This window comes from Streptomyces sp. NPDC056600 (assembly GCF_042792855.1).
GTDB lineage: Bacteria > Actinomycetota > Actinomycetes > Streptomycetales > Streptomycetaceae > Streptomyces.
This window is the reverse complement of sequence record NZ_JBHTVQ010000013.1, coordinates 1-17,209: the sequence shown is the minus strand read 5'-3', so window position 1 is coordinate 17,209 and position 17,209 is coordinate 1. Positions and strand designations below refer to the sequence as shown.

The following is a 17,209-nucleotide window of genomic DNA, read 5'->3' as shown; positions in this document are numbered from 1 at the left end:
GCGGTGCTCCTGGCGGCGGAACTGCTCCTTGGCCTACGCCGATCCGCGTGACGCGTCGTCCTCCGAGGGCCGGACCCGCACGTCGGCCGGCGGCCGGCCCGTTCCGCAGGCCGGGGTGGCGACGAGCTCCGTGCCTACGCCCCGGCGTCGACCGTCCAGGCGTGGCACAGCCACCACGCGGTGATCCCGCCGAAGGTGCTGTGGGGGTCGATGCCGGTCACCGTGGAGAAGCGCTGGACGCGGTTGCGCACGGTGTTCTCGTGCACGTACAGGGTGCGGGCGACGGACGCCGCGTCGCGGTCGGCCTCGAGCCACGCGCGAACGGTGCGGGCGACGGCGCCCGCGGCGGGGCCGAGCTGGGCGTGACCGGCACGGTGGTGCGCGGTGAGGGCGGCGGCGAGGTCGGTCCGGGACAGGAGCGCGACGGCCGGGGCGACGGCGCTGATGTGGACCGGCCCGGACAGGCCGGAAACCTCCGCGGCGGGGACGGTCGCCGCCGCCAGCCGGTGCGCGAGGCCGAGTTCTTCCGCCACGACCGGACCGGCGATGCCGACGACCTGCCCGGCCCCGCCGGAGCCGAACGCCGGACGGCCGGCCACGACAGCGACCAGGGTGTCGTCGACCACCGCGGCCAGCCCTCGCCCACCGCCCTCGGCCGAGCGTCCTTCGGTCAGGCGGCGCAGCGCCGTGGCGGAGGCGGGGTCGCCGGGCCGGGTGACCAGCACCCAGAAGCCGGTGCCGGAGGTGAAGCCCCGCTCGGCGGCGGCGAGGGCGGCGGCCGAACCGCCCTCGAGCAGGCGACGCATCGACTCGGCGTCCCGGTCCCAGCCGTCGTGCTGGCGGGGCGCCTCCCGATGGGCGCGGATCAGCCGGGCGCGCACGGCGTCGGCCCAGTCGTCGTACAGCTCGCGGGCGTCCAGCACACGCTCGGCCGGGATCCCGGCGGCCTCGGACAGCTCGCGCGCGCGGGCCCAGATGGCGCGCTCGGAGATCCGCACCGAGCCGAGGACCACGTCGATGGGGATGCCCTGCCGTGCGCGGGTGACGGCGAGCTGTTCGACGACCGTCAACTCCGCCTCGGTCGGGGCCCGGCGGCCGGCCAGCGCGCGGGCGGCCGCGGTGAGCAGGACCCTCGTGTGGCCGGTGATGTCGGAGACCGGCAGGGTGGCCGACTCCTGCACGTGGCTGCGCACCGCGGCGACCACCTGCGGGAGCAGATCCTCGTCGGCGAGCACCCGCTCGATCAGGTCGACGAACGCCTGCCAGTCGTGCTCCTCGTCCTTCACGGCTGCATCGTTCCACAGGTTGTGGCGGGCCACAATCAAGCCCTCGAACGCGGTGGCCGCGGCCAGTCCGCGAGGAGGTGGGGCGACCTAGCGTTGTGACCGCCACCAGACGAAGCTCCCGGCCCCACCGCCCGAGCCGTCGGTCCCACCGCTCGGAACAGGAGAAGGAACGCGCATGAGCAATCCCGCCCGCGTCGCCGTCATCGGCGCCGGCGCCGCCGGCCTGGCCACCACCAAGGCGCTGCTCGACATCGGCGCGGACGTCGTCACCTACGAGAAGGGCGACCGGCCCGGCGGTCTCTGGGACCGCCACAACGGCAGCGGTCTCTCCCCGGCGTACGACTCGCTCCACCTGAACACCAGCAAGTGCCGCACCCAGTTCGCCGACCACCCGATGCCGGCCGACTGGGTCGACTACCCGTCGGCGTCGCTGGTGGCCGGCTACCTGGCCGACTACGCCGACACCTTCGGCGTGACCGGGCGCATCCGGTTCGGCAGCACCGTGACCCGCGTCGAGCGCGAGGAGACGGGCGCCCGGGCCGGCGCGTGGACGGTGACGACGGAGGACGGCGGCGCGGGCCGGTACGACGCCGTCGTCGTCGCCAACGGCCACAACTGGGACCCCCGGCTGCCCGAGCCGGGCTACCCCGGGACGTTCGACGGCGTCCAGATGCACGCCCACGACTACCGCGACCCGGAGATCTTCCGCGACCGTCACGTGCTGGTCGTCGGCATGGGCAACTCGGCCATGGACATCGCCGTCGACGCCTCCTACGTGGCCGCCTCGCCGGTACTCCTCTCGGCCCGGCACGGCGTGCACATCGTCCCGAAGTACCTCTTCGGCCGCCCTGCCGACGCCACCGGCGGCGCCATCGCCGGGCTTCCGTGGCGGATCCGCCAGCGCCTGGCGGAGACCATGCTGCGTGTCGCGGTCGGCCGGCCCGAGGACTACGGCCTGCCGGCCCCGGCGGGCGGCCTGTTCCAGAACCACCCGACGATCAGTGACACCGTCCTGCACCGGCTGACCCACGGCGAGGTGGTGGCACGTCCGGGGATCGAGCGGCTGGACGGCGACCGCGTCGTCTTCACCGACGGCCGTGCCGAGCGCGTCGACACCATCGTGTGGGCCACCGGCTACCGCGTCACCATCCCGTTCCTCTCCGATCGCTGGATCGGCGCCGACCCGGAGAAGCTGCGACTGCACCACCGCGTCTTCCACCTCGACGACCCGAGCCTGGCCTTCGTCGGCCTGATGCAGTCCACCGGCGCCGCGCTCCCGGTCGTGGAGGCGCAGGCGAAACTCGTCGCGGCGCACCTCGGCGGCCGCTACGCCCTGCCGGACGTCGACGAGCGTCGCCGCATCGCCGACCGGACGCTGCGGGACGCCCGGGCGCGGTGGGGGGAGAAGCGCCCCGCGATGCGCATCGACTTCGACGCCTACATCGCCTCCGTGCCGCGCGAGCTCGCCGCGGGCAGGAAGCGGCTGGCCGCCCACGGCGGCGCGTTCGAACCCCGCCTCACCGGCACCGAAGCCGACACCGGCACCGGCACCGGCACCGGCACCCAAGCCGGCGGCGACACCGGCACAAACACCAGCACCGACGCCTCCGCGTCCCCCACCACCGACGAGGTCTCCGCATGAGCCTGCGTAACGCCACCGGTCTGCGCGTCCTGATCACCGGGGCCTCCGGCACGTTCGGCCGGGCGCTCGCCACCGAGCTGATCGGCCGGGGCGCGCACGTCGTCGGGCTCGACGTCGCGCCGCGCGACGACGACCCGATGACGGTCGTCGCCTGCGACCTCACCGACGACGACGCCGTGCCCGCGGCCGTGGCCACCGCTCTGGCGGAGCTCGGCGGGCTCGACATCCTGATCAACAACGCCGGCATCGGCGGTCCCGCCCCGGCCGAGCTGCCGCCGGGCGAGGAGGTCCGACGCCAGCTCGACATCAACCTGCTCGGCACCTGGCGCGTCAGCGCGGCCTGCGTTCCGGCGCTCGTCGCCTCGCGCGGCCGCGTCGTCATGCTCACCTCGCGGATGGCCGTCATGCAGCTGCCGCTCGCCGCGGCGTACGGCGCGTCCAAGCGCGCCCTGGTCGCCTACGCCGACGCGCTGCGCCTGGAGCTCGGCACGCACGTGGGCGTCACCTGCGTCTACCCGTCGGCCGTGCGCAGCCCGATCCACGACTCGACCGCCCGGGCCGGCCTGTCGCTGGAGGGCATGAGTTCCTACGAGCCGCTCGAGGGCGTGGTGAACACCGTGCTGCGCGCCGCCCTTTCACCTCGGGCGCGGCGGGACCTGCCGACCACGCGTCGTGGTGCGGTGGAGTTCTTCCTCGCCCGTCACCTGCCGTCGCTGACCGACCGGATCGTGCGGCGCACCTTCTCCTCGCGCATCCGGTCGGGCGCCTTCCACGACGCCGAGCTCGCGGCCGGTGCGGTGGCGCGCCACGCGGAGGCCGCGGAGTGAGGGCCCCGGACACGCTTCCCGCTCACGACGGACCGGGCTCCCCCGTCGGATCCGGTCCTCACGGCGGACCGGGCACCGCCGTCGCGGAGGACGGGGAGCCGGCACGGGCCGAGCGCGGACCGCTGCTGCGGTACGCCGCCGGCTCCCTCGGCATGGGCGCCTGGGTGACGGTCCCGGGCCTGCTCCTGCTGTACTTCCTGACCAACACTCTCGGCGTCTCCCCGCTGATCGCCGGCCTGGCGTTGCTGATCCCCAAGGTCGTCGACGCCGTCGTCCACCCCGTCTTCGGCACCCTCTCGGACCGTCAGGCCCGTCGGCGGGGGAACCGTCGCGGGATGATGCGCTGGGGCCTGCTGCTGGGCGCCGCCATGATCGCGATGTTCACCGTCCCCGGCGGGCTGCACGGCACCCCGGCCGCCGTCTGGGTCGCCGCCTGGTACGTCGTCGGCAACCTCCTCTTCGCGGCGTTCCAGGTGCCCTACCTGACCACGCCCTCGGACCTGCGGGTCGGCTCCCACGAGTCCGCCCGCGTCTTCATGGTGCGGATGGTGCTGCTCACCGTCGGCCTGCTGGTGGCCGGGGTCCTGGCCCCGGTGCTGGTCTCCGACGAGCAGCGCGGCAGCTACACCCGGATGGCGTTCGTCTTCGCCGCCCTCATGCTGGTCACGGCGCTGGTGGCGATCCGCGGCGTCCGCCGTCTCAACGACACCTGCGGCTTCCGGGAGCCCGCCGCGCACTCCCAGTCCGCCCTCGCCGACCTGCGGCTCGCCTGGACCGATCGTGGTTTCCGGCTGCTGGTGCTCTCCTACCTGTTCACGGGGACGACCACCCACCTGGTGCTCGCCGCCGTGCCGTTCTACGCCGAGCACGTGCTCGGCCGCTCGGGCCTCACCGCTGTCCTGATGGGCGCGTTCCTCGGTCCCGCGATGATCACCTCGCCGGTGTGGCTCCGTGTCTCCGGGCGGATCGGCAAGCAGCGCGGGCTGCTGCTCGCCCAGCTGCTGTTCGTCCTCGGCAGTGTCGTCCTCGTCGCGGGGGACCACGTGCCGGTGGCGGTCACCGTCGTGGTCGTCGCGCTGCTGGGCACGTCCTTCGCCGGGCTTCAGCTGCTGGCGTTCTCGATGGTGCCGGACGTCGTGGCCGCCGCCGAGCGCCGTGGACACTCGCGGGCGGGCGCCTACACCGGGGTATGGACGGCCACCGAGGCCGTCGGAACCGCCGCCGGTCCGTACGTCTACTCGGCCGTGCTGGCCGTCGGCGGCTTCGCGGCCGCGGTCGACGGGGAGGGCGTGACGCAGAGCGCGGGCGCCGTCCAGGCCGTGCTGCTCGGGTTCACCGTCGTGCCGGCGGCCCTCATGGCCGTCGCCTGGCTCATCCAGCGGCGCTGCGGAATCGATCAGCTCGCGGACACGGCGGCGACGCGGTGACCCGTGCCGCGACGACCGGCGACGTGGTGACGCGGCGACCGGAGACGTGGTGATCGGAGACGTCGGCTCGCTCGGGACCCTCGTGGGTCTGGCCGCCGTCGTGGTCGGGGCCGTCGCCCAGGCGGCGACGGGCATGGGTTTCTCGCTGGTCGTCGCGCCCTGCCTCGTGGCGGTGATGGGGCCTCGCGACGGCGTGGCGGTGACGCTCGTGCTCGCGGCCCTCTCCTCGGTGGCTCCGTTGTGGAACAACCGCGCCCACGTCGAGCCTCGGGCGGTCGCCCGTCTGCTCGTGCCGACGCTGGCGTTCACCCCCGTGGTCGCCTGGGCGGTCCGCGACGTCGAGACCCGCTGGCTCGCCCTCGCGGGAGGTGTGGGCGTCATCGGCGCCACGCTCCTGCTCGCCGGCGGCCTGCGCTCCCCGTGGCTGAGGCGTCGCGAAGCGGTGGTCGTCGTCGGGGCCGCCAGCGCCGCACTCAACGTGGTCGGAGGAGTCGGGGGCCCGCCCGTCGGCCTGTACGTGGCCAACGCCGGGTGGGAGCCGCGCAAGGCCCGCGGCAGCCTGCAGGCGTTCTTCGGCGTCCAGAACCTCGTGACCGCCCTGGTCCTCGGTCTCGTGCTCCCCGACCCGGCCCAGTTGGCCGCGCTCGCCCTCGGGACGGCGGCCGGGCTGCTGCTCTCCGGCCGGACGGGGGCGGCCACCGTGCGCGCCGGGATCCTGGCCGTCTCACTGTTCGGCGGCGTCTGGCTGGTGGCCGGCGCCGTCGGGTAGCGGCGCGTATCGCGGGACGGGAGCGGGCGCCCGGTCCGGCAGCCGCACGCCGGCTCAGCCGGCCCGGGTGACCGCCGTCCCGCCCGGCGGACGCCAGCCGTCGGCGAGGACGTCGAAGATCTCCTCGACGGCGGCCCTGCGGTCCTTCTGTCCCCGCGCGAGGACCGGGATCTCCAGGACGAAGCGGGCGAGGGTGACACAGGCGAGGTTGCCGTGCTCCACCCCGAACTCGTCGGCGAGCGCCGCGCCGAGCGTGTCGGTGTGCCGGGCCCACATGCGTTCGGCGTAGGCACGCAACGAGGGTGTGGAGTCAACCAGTCGGAAGAACTCCTCGTTCTGCGGGTGGTCGGCGATCGGCAGCCAGGTGTCGAGGAGGCGCCGGCGCAGCGACTCGAGGACGCCCACGCCGTCGGCGCGCTCCCGCACCGCGGCGATCAGGTGGGCGTCGGTGCTCTCCTCCTGGTCGAAGACGAGAGCCTCCTTGCCGGTGAAGTGCTTGAACACCGTGGTGGTCGACACGTCGGCCTCCTCGGCCACGTCCCGGACGCTCACCTGGTCGTATCCCCGCTCCAGGAAGAGACGGAGCGCGGCGTCGGCGATCGCCTTCCTGGTGGCGGCCTTCTTGCGTTCACGGCGTCCGACGGGGGCTTCGGCGGGGGGTTCGGTCATGGGCGTGAGCCTATCCGACAGCGGCTTCCGTAAATTAGCGGCCTCACTAAAAAAGTTGTCGGATTACACTTTTACATCTACTCTCCTTTTGCACCCCGGCTCTGTCCCGGCTCCGCGCCCTGACGCCGCGCTCTGCCGTTGCGTCCTGACGCCGCGCCCCGCTCAGCGCCCGGACCTCTCCCGCACGACCACCGACGAGGAGCGACCCATGACCTCTCCGCACCCCAGCCGCGCACGGATCAGCATCGTCGGGGCCGGCCCCGGCGGACTGACCTGCGCCCGCATCCTTCAGCGGCACGGCATCCGGGCCACCGTCCACGACCGCGACGCCCGCCCCGAGGCGCGCGATCAGGGCGGGAGCCTGGACCTGCACGCCGACAACGGTCAGATCGCCCTGCGCGAGGCCGGCCTCCTGGAGAGGTTCTTCGAACTGGCCCGCCCCGAAGGCCAGGAGATGCGCCGGCTGGACCCGTCGGGCGCGCTCACGTTCCATCGGATGCCGGAACCCGGGGAGCTGTTCAAGCCCGAGATCGACCGCGGACAGTTGCGCGGCATGCTGCTCGACTCGCTGCACCCCGGCACCGTGCGCTGGGGCCGGGGCGTGGAGCGTGTCAGCGGCCCGGCCCGGGGGCCGCGGCGGCTGCACTTCTCCGACGGAAGCACCACCGAAGCCGATCTGGTCATCGGCGCGGACGGCGCCTTCTCCCGGGTCCGCCCCGCCGTCTCCCCCGCGACCCCCGGGTACAGCGGTGTCAGCTTCCTCGAGGCGTGGTTCTCGGACGTCGACCGGCGTCATCCCGAGATCGCCGAACTGGTCGGCCGGGGCGGAGCGCACGCGGCCGACGGCGAGCGCGCCCTGTTCGCCCAGCGCAACAGCGGTGACCGGATCCGTGTCTACATCGTCCAGCGCGTCCCCGCCGACTGGATCGCGGCGCGCGGTCTGCGGCGCGACGACACGGCGGGCATCCGCGGCCTGCTCCTGGAGCGCTTCGCCCACTGGTCGCCCCGGCTGCGCCGGATGATCACGGACAACGAGGGCGCCTACGTGGACCGCCCCATCCTCGCCCTGCCCGTGCCGCACGTCTGGGAGCACAGTCCCACGGTGACCCTGCTCGGCGACGCGGCCCACCTCATGCCGCCGCTCGGCGTCGGCGTCAACCTCGCCATGCTCGACGCCTGCGAGCTCGCCCTCGCCCTCGCGCGCGCCGCCACCGTCGACGACGCCGTCCGCGCCTACGGGACGACCATGCTCCCCCGCTCGACCGAGACGGCGAAGATGCTCGAGGGCGCCGCCGCACACCTCCTCGAAGCCGAGGGCCCCGGGCCCGACGAGGACGTCCCTCAGTGAGGGGCTGCGCCGACGCCCCGGAGCGTCAGCGCCGCCTGCCGCCGGACCCGACGACGAGCACCGGCGAACGGTCCGACCGCTCGGGCGCCCCCTGGAGCCTCACTGGAGCCTCACTGGGTGTAGAACGTAGCGTCGGCCCGGTCGGTCGCCGTGCTGAGGGCCTGCACCTGCAGCAACTGGTCGAAGTGGCGGATGTAGCGGCCCGGGAAGTTGGACGACTCGTAGGAGACGCCGGCGGAGTCGGCGAGGCCGGCCCGCGCCGACCAGGACGCGTCGCCGCGGAACACGGCCGTGCCGTCGTTCTTCTCCACCCGCACCTCGAAGTTCCGGTGACGCAGGAAGTAGCCCGGGAAGTTGGCCGACTCCAGGGAGACGGTGCCTCCGCCGGCCAGCCCGGAGACGACACGGAACTGCGAGTCGGCCAGCGGGCTGACGTTCGCGTCGGTCCTCGCGCGGAACTCCCAGTGGCGGACGAACCGGTCGGGGAAGTTGTACGAGGAGAGCCGGATCGGTGTCACGCCGTCGGCGACCGGTATCCCGAAGTCGGGTGTGCCGTCGGCCTTCCAGTAGATCTTCTGGACCCGCGTACGGCGGTTGGGGTCGTTGAGGGGGTCGCCGCTGATGTCCCGGTAGCCGCGGTCGTGGTAGACCAGGATGTCCGACCTGCCGTCCTCGGAGACCGTGAACTGGTTGTGCCCGGGGCCGTACTGGCCGGTGGCGGCGTTGCTCGCGAAGACCGGGCCCGCGGTCTTGGTCCACGACGACGCCTTCGTCAGGTCGGCGGAGGCGGACGCCGTCAGCATGCCCATGCAGTAGTTGGCGTCCGTCGCACTGGCCGAGAAGGTCATGAAGACCTTGCCGTTGCGCTGGATGACGGCCGGGCCCTCGTTGACGGTCTGGCCTCCCGCGGTCTCCCACGAAGCGGTCGGCCGGCTGAGCATGACCGGCGTACCCGTGATGGTCCACGGGTTGGACATCCGTGCCAGGTAGAGGTTGGTGCCGGCGCCGACCGCCGGGTCGTTCTGCGCCCAGGCGAGGTAGCGGGTGCCGTTCACGGCGAAGGTCGTCGCGTCCAGCGAGAAGGTGTCGAGGGGCAGCGCGATCCGGCCCTTCTCCGTCCACGTCCCGGTGAGCGGGTTCGCGGCGGCGCACTCGAGGACGTACGGCCGGATCCTCCACACGTCGTTCGCGTCGCCGGCGGCGAAGTAGACGTACCACTTGCCGTCGACGACGTGCAGTTCGGGCGCCCAGATGTGGGACCCCATCGCGCCGCCGGCGTGCTTGGTCCACACGGTCGTCTCGGCGGCCGAGGACAGCCCCTGGATGGTGGTGGCGCGGCGCAGCACGATCCGGTCGTACGCGGGCACGGTGGCGGTGAAGTAGTAGTAGCCGTCGGTGTGCTTGTGGATGTGCGGATCGGCCCGCTGCTCGACGAGCGTGTTCCGGTACGTCACCCCCGGCGACGCCGGCACGGCCGCGTGGGCGGTGGTGGCCGTGGTGCCGGCGAGGGTGGCGACGGCCGAACCGGCGATGACGCCGAGGGCCGAGCGGCGGGTAAGGCCAGGTCTCACGACTACTCCCTTGCGGGGCGGGGGTGCGGGCGCCGGACGTTCACACACTGCCGATGTACCGAGCACGGCTCGTAGCCTCGGCGAGAGGCTAGGTTCCGCGGATCACGTCGTCAACGCCTCCGTCGGCATCCGGCATCCGGCATCCGGCATCCGGCGGTACACGGCGGCGGCCGCCGCACCGCGCCGGAGACCGTCGCGACGCGGGAGGGCGGATACGCCCGGGAGGGCGGGGCGGGACGGCCGGGAGGGGGACGGCGGAACGAAGGGCGACTGGTCACGGCGCGAGCGGGCAGGCGGGTCTCGCACGCGGGTCACCACCGACACGCGGCGCATTTGCGGCCTTACCGTCCAGACCTCAGGAGTTCCGCGTGATGATTGTCGGCGTGATAGCAGCTTGTGTCGTCCTGGCCGTGCTCGCCTTCCTGCTCCCCCGGCTGTCCCGGCACCCGCAGAACGGCGCACAGCGTGCGCTGGGAGCGGGTTCGCGCACCGGGTCCAAGGCGCCCGGCCCGCTGGGGCGGCTGCTCAGCAAGCCCTTCAGCTCCAGTTCGCGTGCCGTGGGCCGCAGCGGCTCCGCCGGCCGGCGGGCGCGCCGACGCCTGCCGTTCTGATCACCGGGAGAGGACGCAGTGGACGAGCCCGAGGACGACCTTCTCGACGGCCTGACGGTGAACGAGCGGCGGCCGGAGAAGCCGGTCCTGCTCAACGCCGACGGCAGCCCCATCAAGACCTGGCAGGAGAACCATCCCTACGCCCAGAAGGTGCGCCGGGCGGAGTACGACCGCCGGAAGCGGGCTCTGCAGATCGAGCTGCTGAAGATGCAGCGCTGGGTGAAGGAGACCGGCCAGCGGATCGTCGTGGTCTGCGAGGGCCGGGACGCGGCCGGCAAGGGCGGCACCATCCAGCGGTTCACCGAGCGGCTGAACCCGCGCGGCGCCCGCGTGGTGGCACTGGAGAAGCCCACCGAGCGGGAGGCGGGCCAGTGGTACTTCCAGCGTTACGTGTCCCATCTGCCCGCGCGCGGTGAGATCGTCTTCTTCGACCGCTCCTGGTACAACCGGGCGGGTGTCGAGCGGGTGATGGGCTTCTGCACGGAGGAGGAGTACCAGCGGTTCCTGCGGCAGGCGCCGATGTTCGAGCGGATGCTCACCGACGACGGCATCCTGCTGGTGAAGTTCTGGTTCTCCGTCTCCCGTGCCGAGCAGCGCACCCGTTTCGCCATCCGGCAGGTCGACCCGGTACGCCGCTGGAAGCTGTCGCCGACGGACCTGGCCTCGCTGGACCGCTGGGACGAGTACACGACCGCGAAGGTCGAGATGTTCCGTGCCACGGACACGCCGCACGCCCCGTGGACGGTGGTGAAGAACAACGACAAGCGGCGCGGCCGCCTGGAGGCGATGCGCAGCCTGCTCGACCGCTGCGCCTACCCGCTCAAGGACCACACCGTCGTGGGCACGCCGGACCCGCTGATCGTCGGCTCGGCCGACACCCTGCTGGAACCCGGCGAGGAGCCCGCCGACCTCTCCCCCACTCCGCTGGCCGGTGACCGGCGCGGCCCCGGGCTCCATCCCGACCGCGGGGACCAACGGCCGGGTGGCGCCGCCTGAACGTCGCGCGTCGCCGCGACGACGCGCGAGGCGAACCGGTGTCGGCGTGAGATCCTCCGCCGACTCTGCGGCCCTGCGCCGCGTGGTGGCCAACTCTCCTTTCAGGGACAGCGATTCGTGAGAGCAGAGCAAGCAGACAGGACCGCACCCTGGGCGAAAGCCCTGGCTGCGGTCCTGCTCACGCCCGTACTGGTCGTCGTCTGCGCGTTCGCCGTCGGCCGGTTCCGTGAGTCCCGCCGGGAACACGAGGCCTTCGACGCCTTTACGCCGCGCTGAGCGGCACGGCCGCGGACGTCGTTCCGCCGGAGCCGGCGGTTCCGGCCCCGACCCTGACCGGCCACGAACGCTCCGGCGGTCACGACGGCCCGATCCGGCCGAGGGTGATGTACGCGTACGACTCCCCCTCCCGGGGCTCGCGGTTCCACGAGCGGGTGGTGAGACTGTGGAGCCGTCCCCGGGTCACCGCGTAACGGGGTAGGTGGAGCCCGAACTCGTCGCCGATCGCGGCCAGGGCGCGACGTTCGCCCGCTTGCCCGTGACCGGGGTCGTCCTGCTCCCCGCGGGTGAACAAGGGTTCCGGGTCGAGCGTCGCGGGGACCGCGCCGGAGCGCTCGATCTCCGTGCCGCGCACGGTGAACGCGTACCGCTCCACGCCGTCCTCCGCGACCGACAGGTGGAAGACGGCGGGGTCCCCTCCCGGATGGCGGGCGGGAGTGCTCCACACGACCACCGCACGCGACCCGTGGGACGCCTCCACCGCGGGCGAGACGTATCGCTCGTGCGGCCCCGAGGGCGGGTGCGGCTCGAAGGCGAACGCCCAGCCCTCGCCACCCCGGCCCACGACTGTCCTCGCCCGGTCCTCCCAGGGCTGCTCGCCCTCGTTCCGGCGGCCGCTGAAACGGACCCGCCCCGCGTCGGCCAACTCGCCCATGGCGGCGCCCTCCTCGCCGATCAGCGCGGGCAGGCCGGCCGGCTCCACACCCTCCACCCAGAGGCACCGGTACCCGGCCGGTACCTGCCGGTAGGGCGCCGGCTCGGTGAGCCAGGTCAGTCCCGGCGGGTCGAGGTCCAGGTCCCCGGCGAGAGCCGGCGCGGGACCGGATCCGCCGGCCCGAGGTGTGGCCAGCAACGCCGCTCCCCGCTCCGGTGTGAGCAGGGAGCCGAGCACCGGATCGCCGAGCAGCCCCACCGGGGCGATCAGGTCGGGACCGGGCCGCACCCACGCGGGGAGCGCGGTCCGCAGCGTCCGCCACGCCGCGTCGGTGTCACCCCAGCGGGCCAGCTCCCGTGCCCGCGCCACCGCCTCGCCGAAGGGTCCGGTCGGCCGGTACCGGTAGGTTCCGTCCTCCATCGGATCCAGGATCGACGCCTCGGCGTCCGGTACCCGCGCGGCGACCATGCGCCGCGTCCACTCGCTCGGCCGACCGCGCACCCCGCTCTCCGCCGCCACCAGCGCGGGCACCAGGTCGGCGCTGTACCGGGGATCGTCCAGCAACCGGTGGAACGCGGTCCTGTACGGCCGTCCTGCCAGCTGCCAGATCTGTTCGAGCATGCCGCGTGCGCCCGGACGGCCGAACTCCGCTGCCTCCGCGAGCAGGTGCTCCGCCTCCTCCCAACGACCGGACAGTGCCGCGTCCCGGGCCCGGGCCACCCGTGCGTCCTGCTCCCGGGTCGTGGTGTTCACGAACGGCCGCCCGCTGTCCACGGTCCGTCCGTGGAACGCCCGGTACATCGCCTCCATGTACGCCCTGAACGACGGGTACCGCGTCGGGTACTCCCCACCCCAACCCTGGTACACGTACAGGGCCCATTCCCCGTCCGGGTCCGTGTCTCCGGGGTCGAGGAGGGCGTGGCAGCCGTCGTCGCCCTCGGTCTCCAGGCGCAGCGCCCGCCGCCACATGCCGGCGAGCAGCACCTCCGGGTCCGCCGGGTCGTCGTCCAGGGACTCCTCGTACATCTCGGCGTGCCCGTACCGGTCGTCGAACCGGTCGACGTCCTGGACACCGCCGAGCCGGTACACGGAGGCGATGGCGCCCACCCACCACCCGTCGCTGGCGGCCAGGAACCCCCGGTAGGACGGCGGCAGCCGCATGCCCAGCCGCCGCTCCGCCGCCGCGATCGTCTCCTCGGCCGCGGCCGGTCGGCCAAGCACGGAGGGCTCGTCACGCTCCGGGTCGGGATCCCACTCCTCCTGCCAGCGATGCAGGAAGGATGGCCAGTCGAACGTCTCGTCGATCATGCCGGGATCGTTCCATCCGGCACCGACATCGCCGCCGCCGAGCAGCCCGTTCTCGCAGGAAGCCCAGGTCAGAGCTGGTGCGTTCGCCGCGGGGAGCATGACGGGCCGGCCGACACCCACTCTTCCGCGCAACCCATTGACCACTCCGTGCACGCGCCGTACCGTCAAGAACTGTTCACATACACGAACATGATTCATTGTACTGAATTCCCTTGACCGGGAATCGGCCCTTCACCACCGCACCAACCCCCCAACAGGTGCCTGCGGAGGACGCCGCAGGCGGTGAAAGGAACAGCCAGTGCGTACCAAGAATCAGCACGTCAGAAGGCGTGGCGGCCGTACCGCCGCCGTCTTCGTCGCTGCGGTTTCCCTCCTCGTCGCGGGCCTCACGGCCCTCTTCGCGACCGGTTCGGCCTCGGCGGCACCCGCCGCAGGCTCGTACAGCCTGAAGAACTTAGCAAGCGGCCTGTGTCTGGGAGTGCCGGGCGCCTCGACGTCCGCGGGCACGCAGCTCGCCCAGACCCCCTGCACCGGAGCCGCGAGCCAGACCTGGAAGCTCACCGCCTCCGGAAGCGGCTACACGCTGGCCGCCGCGCACAGCGCCAAGTGCGCCGGCGTGCGGGACGCCTCCACCAGCGCGGGAAAGGCCGTGGAGCAGCAGAACTGCGCCGGGACCGCCACCCAGGTGTGGACCCTGACGTCGGTCAGTGGCAACACCTACCGGGTCGTCAACAGCAACGGCGGCAAGTGCCTCAACGTCAAGGACAGTTCGACCGCCTCCGGTGCTCTGGTGCAGCAGAACTCCTGCGACTCCGTGACGAGCAAGAGCTGGACCTTCACGGCGTCCGGCACCGTCCCCACCGATCCGCCGACCACCCCGACGACCCCGCCGACCAACCCGACGGACCCGCCCACGAACCGGCCGTCGTGGCCGACCGCCAACGGCAGCCAGGCGGTCTCGGCGACCATCGAGGTCTCGGGCACGTACGACGGTGGCATGAAGCGCCTCTACGGCAGCGGCGATCTGGGCAGCGGCGGGCAGGACGAGGACCAGCCCCCGATCATCAAGCTGGCGGACGGCGCCACCCTGCAGAACGTCATCCTCGGCGCTCCGGCCGCCGACGGTGTGCACTGCGCGGGCACCTGCACCATCAAGAACGTCTGGTGGGAGGACGTGGGCGAGGATGCCGCGACCTTCCGCGGCGGCTCCTCCTCGACGGTCCGTACGATCGACGGCGGTGGCGCGAGGCTGGCCGAGGACAAGGTGTTCCAGCACAACGGCGTCGGCACCCTGGTCGTGAAGAACTTCCAGGTCGACGACTTCGGCAAGCTGGTCCGTTCCTGCGGCAACTGCTCCACGCAGAACGCCCGCCACATCCAGCTGCAGAACATCTGGGCGACCGCGCCGGGCACCAGCCTGGTCGGTATCAACACCAACTACGGTGACACGGCCCGGATCTCGGACGTCACGATCTACGAGGACGAGGGCCGTGACATGAAGATCTGCACCAAGTACAAGGGCACGACGAGCGGTGAGCCGAGCGAGATCGGCTCGGGTGCGGACGGCACGTACTGCATCTACTCCGCGTCGGAGATCACGTACGTCGACTGAGCAGCGGTGTGCCCGTCCGGGCCCGTCCCTCCCCGCCGCGCCGGGAGGGACGGGCCCTCCGCGATCGGGCTCTCCGCGATCGGGCCCTCGGGGTTCGAGCCCTCCGGGTTCGGACCGTCGGGGCTCGGTCCTCCCGGTTCGGTGCGTGGTCAGCCGACCTCGGTGACCTTGCCGTCGGCGACCTCGACCCGGCGCGTGGTGCGCACCGCCTCCAGCATCCGCCGGTCGTGGGTCACCAGGAGCAGCGTCCCCGTGTACGCCTCCAGGGCCGACTCCAGCTGCTCGATGGCCGGCAGGTCGAGGTGGTTGGTCGGCTCGTCCAGGACCAGCAGATTGACCCCCTTGCCCTGGAGCAGGGCGAGACCCGCGCGGGTGCGCTCGCCGGGCGAGAGCGTGGTCGCGGGCCTCAGCACATGCGCGGCGCGCAGGCCGAACTTGGCGAGGAGCGTGCGCACCTCGGCGGGCTCGGTGTCGGGGACGGCGGCGCAGAAGGCGTCCAGCAGGGTCTCCGTGCCGTGGAAGAGCTTGCGCGCCTGGTCCACCTCTCCCACCACCACGCCCGACCCGAGCGAGGCGTGGCCCGAGTCCGGCGACAGCCTGCCGAGCAGGGCGGCGAGCAGGGTGGACTTGCCCGCACCGTTGGCGCCGGTGATGGCGACCCGGTCGGCCCAGTCGATCTGCAGGGTGGCCGGTCCGAACACGAAGTCACCCCGGGCCACGACGGCGTCACGCAGGGTGGCCACCACGGAGCCGGAGCGCGGCGCGGAGGCGATCTCCATCCGCAGCTCCCACTCCTTGCGGGGCTCCTCGACGACATCGAGACGCTCGATCATGCGCTGGGTCTGCTTGGCCTTGGCCGCCTGCTTCTCACTGGCCTCGCTGCGGAACTTGCGGCCGATCTTGTCGTTGTCGGTGGCCTTGCGCCGGGCGTTCTTGACGCCCTTGTCCATCCATCCCCGCTGCATCTGGGCACGGCCTTCGAGCGCGGATCGCTTGTCGGCGTACTCCTCGTACTCCTCGCGCGCGTGGGAGCGGGCGCGTTCGCGTTCCTCCAGATAGGAGGCGTACCCACCGCCGTAGAGGTTGATCTGCTGCTGGGCGAGATCCAGTTCCAGGACCTTGGTGACCGTACGCATCAGGAACTCGCGGTCGTGGCTGACCACCACGACGCCGGCCCGCAGCCCCGAGACGAAGCGCTCCAGGCGTTCCAGACCGTCGAGGTCGAGGTCGTTGGTGGGCTCGTCGAGGAGGAAGACGTCGTAGCGCGAGAGGAGCAGCGAGGCCAGTCCGGCGCGTGCGGCCTGTCCGCCGGAGAGGGCGGTCATCGGAAGGTCGAGGCCGACGGTGAGGCCGAGGTCGGCGGCGACCTCCTCGGCACGGTCGTCCAGATCGGCCCCGCCGAGCGCGAGCCAGCGCTCCAGGGTCTCCGCGTAGGCGTCGTCGGCGCCGGGCGCCCCGTCGACCAGCGCCTGGGTCGCGGCATCCATCGCGGCCTGGGCGTCGGCCACCCCCGTGCGGCGGGCGAGGAACTCCCGCACGGACTCCCCCGGGCGGCGCTCGGGTTCCTGCGGGAGGTGGCCGATGGTGGCGGTGGGCGGGGAGAGCCGGAGCTCGCCCTCCTCGGGCCGGTCGAGCCCGGCGAGCAGGCGGAGCAGCGAGGACTTACCGGCACCGTTGGCTCCCACGAGACCGATCACGTCCCCGGGCGCGACGACGAGGTCGAGTCCCGTGAAGAGGGTGCGGTCACCGTGTCCGGCGGCGAGTTCCTTGGCGACGAGGGTGGCAGTCATCAGGGGGCTGATCCTAACGAACGGGGACGTGGCCTCCGGTCCCGCCGTCGCTCACCCCGGAGGGCGACCGCCCCCCACCGACACGCGCGAGCGGCGGCGGGCGAACCGAAGCCCCGTCGACAGACGAGCCCTCGGTTCCTCCCCAGCCGCCGATCCCCTGACGGAGAGCATCGCTCAGGCAACTCGGCGCCACGAAGAAGCCCTCCATTTGTGAGGACAGGCATGGGACGCCCGTCACGTACGAAAGAAGTTAGAAGCCGCACCCGGAGCAACCAGTCCACTTGAGCAGGGGCGATGCCTCTCTCCTGACGAGCTGGCGATATCCCCCTACGATCCAGCATCGTAGGTCACATCTTTGCTTTGCGATTTCGCCGTGGCTAAGAATTGCACTCGTCGCTCAGCAAGCCGCGTCTTTCCGACCG

The 17,209-nt window shown here is 72.6% G+C and carries 14 protein-coding genes and 1 pseudogene; 10 read left to right on the top strand and 5 right to left on the bottom strand.

Annotation, left to right across the window (positions count from 1 at the left end; translation table 11 throughout):
• Nucleotides 1-134: 134 nt before the first annotated feature.
• On the bottom strand, nucleotides 135-1,286 hold the full coding sequence (locus ACFRAV_RS09475; RefSeq protein WP_382553095.1) for a helix-turn-helix domain-containing protein: 1,152 nt from the start codon (nucleotides 1,284-1,286) through the stop codon (nucleotides 135-137).
• 175 nt (nucleotides 1,287-1,461) lie between these two features.
• Between ACFRAV_RS09475 and ACFRAV_RS09470 the strand changes: the two genes are divergently transcribed.
• The 4 genes from ACFRAV_RS09470 to ACFRAV_RS09455 are packed head-to-tail and all read left to right on the top strand — an operon-like array spanning nucleotide 1,462 to nucleotide 5,951.
• Nucleotides 1,462-2,928, top strand: a complete 1,467-nt coding sequence (locus ACFRAV_RS09470; protein ID WP_382553093.1) for a flavin-containing monooxygenase — start codon at nucleotides 1,462-1,464, stop codon at nucleotides 2,926-2,928.
• Nucleotides 2,925-3,755 (top strand): SDR family NAD(P)-dependent oxidoreductase, encoded by an 831-nt coding sequence (locus tag ACFRAV_RS09465; RefSeq protein ID WP_382553091.1) that lies wholly within the window; start codon nucleotides 2,925-2,927, stop codon nucleotides 3,753-3,755. Before ACFRAV_RS09470 ends, ACFRAV_RS09465 begins: the two co-directional genes overlap by 4 nt.
• A complete protein-coding gene (locus ACFRAV_RS09460; protein ID WP_382553088.1) occupies nucleotides 3,752-5,182 on the top strand; it encodes an MFS transporter in 1,431 nt (476 codons plus the stop codon). The genes ACFRAV_RS09465 and ACFRAV_RS09460 overlap by 4 nt, the downstream gene beginning before the upstream one ends.
• A 46-nt stretch (nucleotides 5,183-5,228) precedes the next feature.
• Nucleotides 5,229-5,951 (top strand): TSUP family transporter, encoded by a 723-nt coding sequence (locus ACFRAV_RS09455; RefSeq protein ID WP_382553085.1) that lies wholly within the window; start codon nucleotides 5,229-5,231, stop codon nucleotides 5,949-5,951.
• 54 nt (nucleotides 5,952-6,005) lie between these two features.
• On the opposite strand, the gene ACFRAV_RS09450 is transcribed toward ACFRAV_RS09455, so the two are convergent.
• Complete coding sequence (locus tag ACFRAV_RS09450; RefSeq protein WP_382553083.1) at nucleotides 6,006-6,620, bottom strand: TetR/AcrR family transcriptional regulator; 615 nt, start codon at nucleotides 6,618-6,620, stop codon at nucleotides 6,006-6,008.
• Between the two features lie 208 nt (nucleotides 6,621-6,828).
• Here ACFRAV_RS09450 and ACFRAV_RS09445 point away from each other — a divergent pair, with 208 nt between their 5' ends.
• The gene (locus tag ACFRAV_RS09445) at nucleotides 6,829-7,968 is read left to right on the top strand and encodes an FAD-dependent oxidoreductase (protein ID WP_382553082.1); all 1,140 of its coding nucleotides are present in this window, start codon (nucleotides 6,829-6,831) and stop codon (nucleotides 7,966-7,968) included.
• Nucleotides 7,969-8,078: 110 nt separating this feature from the next.
• Here ACFRAV_RS09445 and ACFRAV_RS09440 read toward each other — a convergent pair whose 3' ends face one another.
• Nucleotides 8,079-9,500, bottom strand: a complete 1,422-nt coding sequence (locus ACFRAV_RS09440; RefSeq protein ID WP_382553249.1) for a family 43 glycosylhydrolase — start codon at nucleotides 9,498-9,500, stop codon at nucleotides 8,079-8,081.
• Nucleotides 9,501-9,907: 407 nt separating this feature from the next.
• Here ACFRAV_RS09440 and ACFRAV_RS09435 point away from each other — a divergent pair, with 407 nt between their 5' ends.
• The 3 genes from ACFRAV_RS09435 to ACFRAV_RS09425 all read left to right on the top strand — a co-directional run bounded on the left by ACFRAV_RS09435 (nucleotide 9,908) and on the right by ACFRAV_RS09425 (nucleotide 11,422).
• Nucleotides 9,908-10,150 (top strand): DUF6411 family protein, encoded by a 243-nt coding sequence (locus tag ACFRAV_RS09435; protein WP_356136024.1) that lies wholly within the window; start codon nucleotides 9,908-9,910, stop codon nucleotides 10,148-10,150.
• An 18-nt stretch (nucleotides 10,151-10,168) separates the two neighbouring features.
• On the top strand, nucleotides 10,169-11,146 hold the full coding sequence (gene ppk2 / locus ACFRAV_RS09430; protein ID WP_382553079.1) for a polyphosphate kinase 2: 978 nt from the start codon (nucleotides 10,169-10,171) through the stop codon (nucleotides 11,144-11,146).
• Nucleotides 11,147-11,263: 117 nt separating this feature from the next.
• Complete coding sequence (locus ACFRAV_RS09425; RefSeq protein WP_382553077.1) at nucleotides 11,264-11,422, top strand: hypothetical protein; 159 nt, start codon at nucleotides 11,264-11,266, stop codon at nucleotides 11,420-11,422.
• A gap of 79 nt (nucleotides 11,423-11,501) precedes the next feature.
• Here the strand turns inward: ACFRAV_RS09425 and ACFRAV_RS09420 are convergent, their stop codons facing one another.
• Complete coding sequence (locus ACFRAV_RS09420; RefSeq protein WP_382553074.1) at nucleotides 11,502-13,385, bottom strand: SMI1/KNR4 family protein; 1,884 nt, start codon at nucleotides 13,383-13,385, stop codon at nucleotides 11,502-11,504.
• Nucleotides 13,386-13,683: 298 nt separating this feature from the next.
• On the opposite strand from ACFRAV_RS09420, the pseudogene ACFRAV_RS09415 reads away from it, so the two are divergent.
• Together ACFRAV_RS09415 and ACFRAV_RS09410 are read left to right on the top strand one after the other, a co-directional pair.
• Nucleotides 13,684-14,226 (top strand): annotated as a pseudogene (locus ACFRAV_RS09415) (RICIN domain-containing protein); the annotation flags it as partial.
• Between the two features lie 126 nt (nucleotides 14,227-14,352).
• Nucleotides 14,353-14,997 (top strand): pectate lyase, encoded by a 645-nt coding sequence (locus ACFRAV_RS09410; protein ID WP_382553246.1) that lies wholly within the window; start codon nucleotides 14,353-14,355, stop codon nucleotides 14,995-14,997.
• Between the two features lie 149 nt (nucleotides 14,998-15,146).
• Here the strand turns inward: ACFRAV_RS09410 and ACFRAV_RS09405 are convergent, their stop codons facing one another.
• Nucleotides 15,147-16,787 (bottom strand): ABC-F family ATP-binding cassette domain-containing protein, encoded by a 1,641-nt coding sequence (locus tag ACFRAV_RS09405; protein ID WP_382553073.1) that lies wholly within the window; start codon nucleotides 16,785-16,787, stop codon nucleotides 15,147-15,149.
• Nucleotides 16,788-17,209 lie beyond the last annotated feature (422 nt).

Excerpts from the sequence above, each read along its gene's own strand:
- ACFRAV_RS09465 (WP_382553091.1), top strand. The coding sequence starts at position 2,925 with ATGAGCCTGCGTAACGCCACCGGTCTGCGCGTCCTGATCACCGGGGCC.
- ACFRAV_RS09420 (WP_382553074.1), bottom strand. The coding sequence starts at position 13,385 with ATGATCGACGAGACGTTCGACTGGCCATCCTTCCTGCATCGCTGGCAG.
- ACFRAV_RS09470 (WP_382553093.1), top strand. The coding sequence starts at position 1,462 with ATGAGCAATCCCGCCCGCGTCGCCGTCATCGGCGCCGGCGCCGCCGGC.
- ACFRAV_RS09445 (WP_382553082.1), top strand. The coding sequence starts at position 6,829 with ATGACCTCTCCGCACCCCAGCCGCGCACGGATCAGCATCGTCGGGGCC.
- ACFRAV_RS09405 (WP_382553073.1), bottom strand. The coding sequence starts at position 16,787 with ATGACTGCCACCCTCGTCGCCAAGGAACTCGCCGCCGGACACGGTGAC.
- ACFRAV_RS09450 (WP_382553083.1), bottom strand. The coding sequence starts at position 6,620 with ATGACCGAACCCCCCGCCGAAGCCCCCGTCGGACGCCGTGAACGCAAG.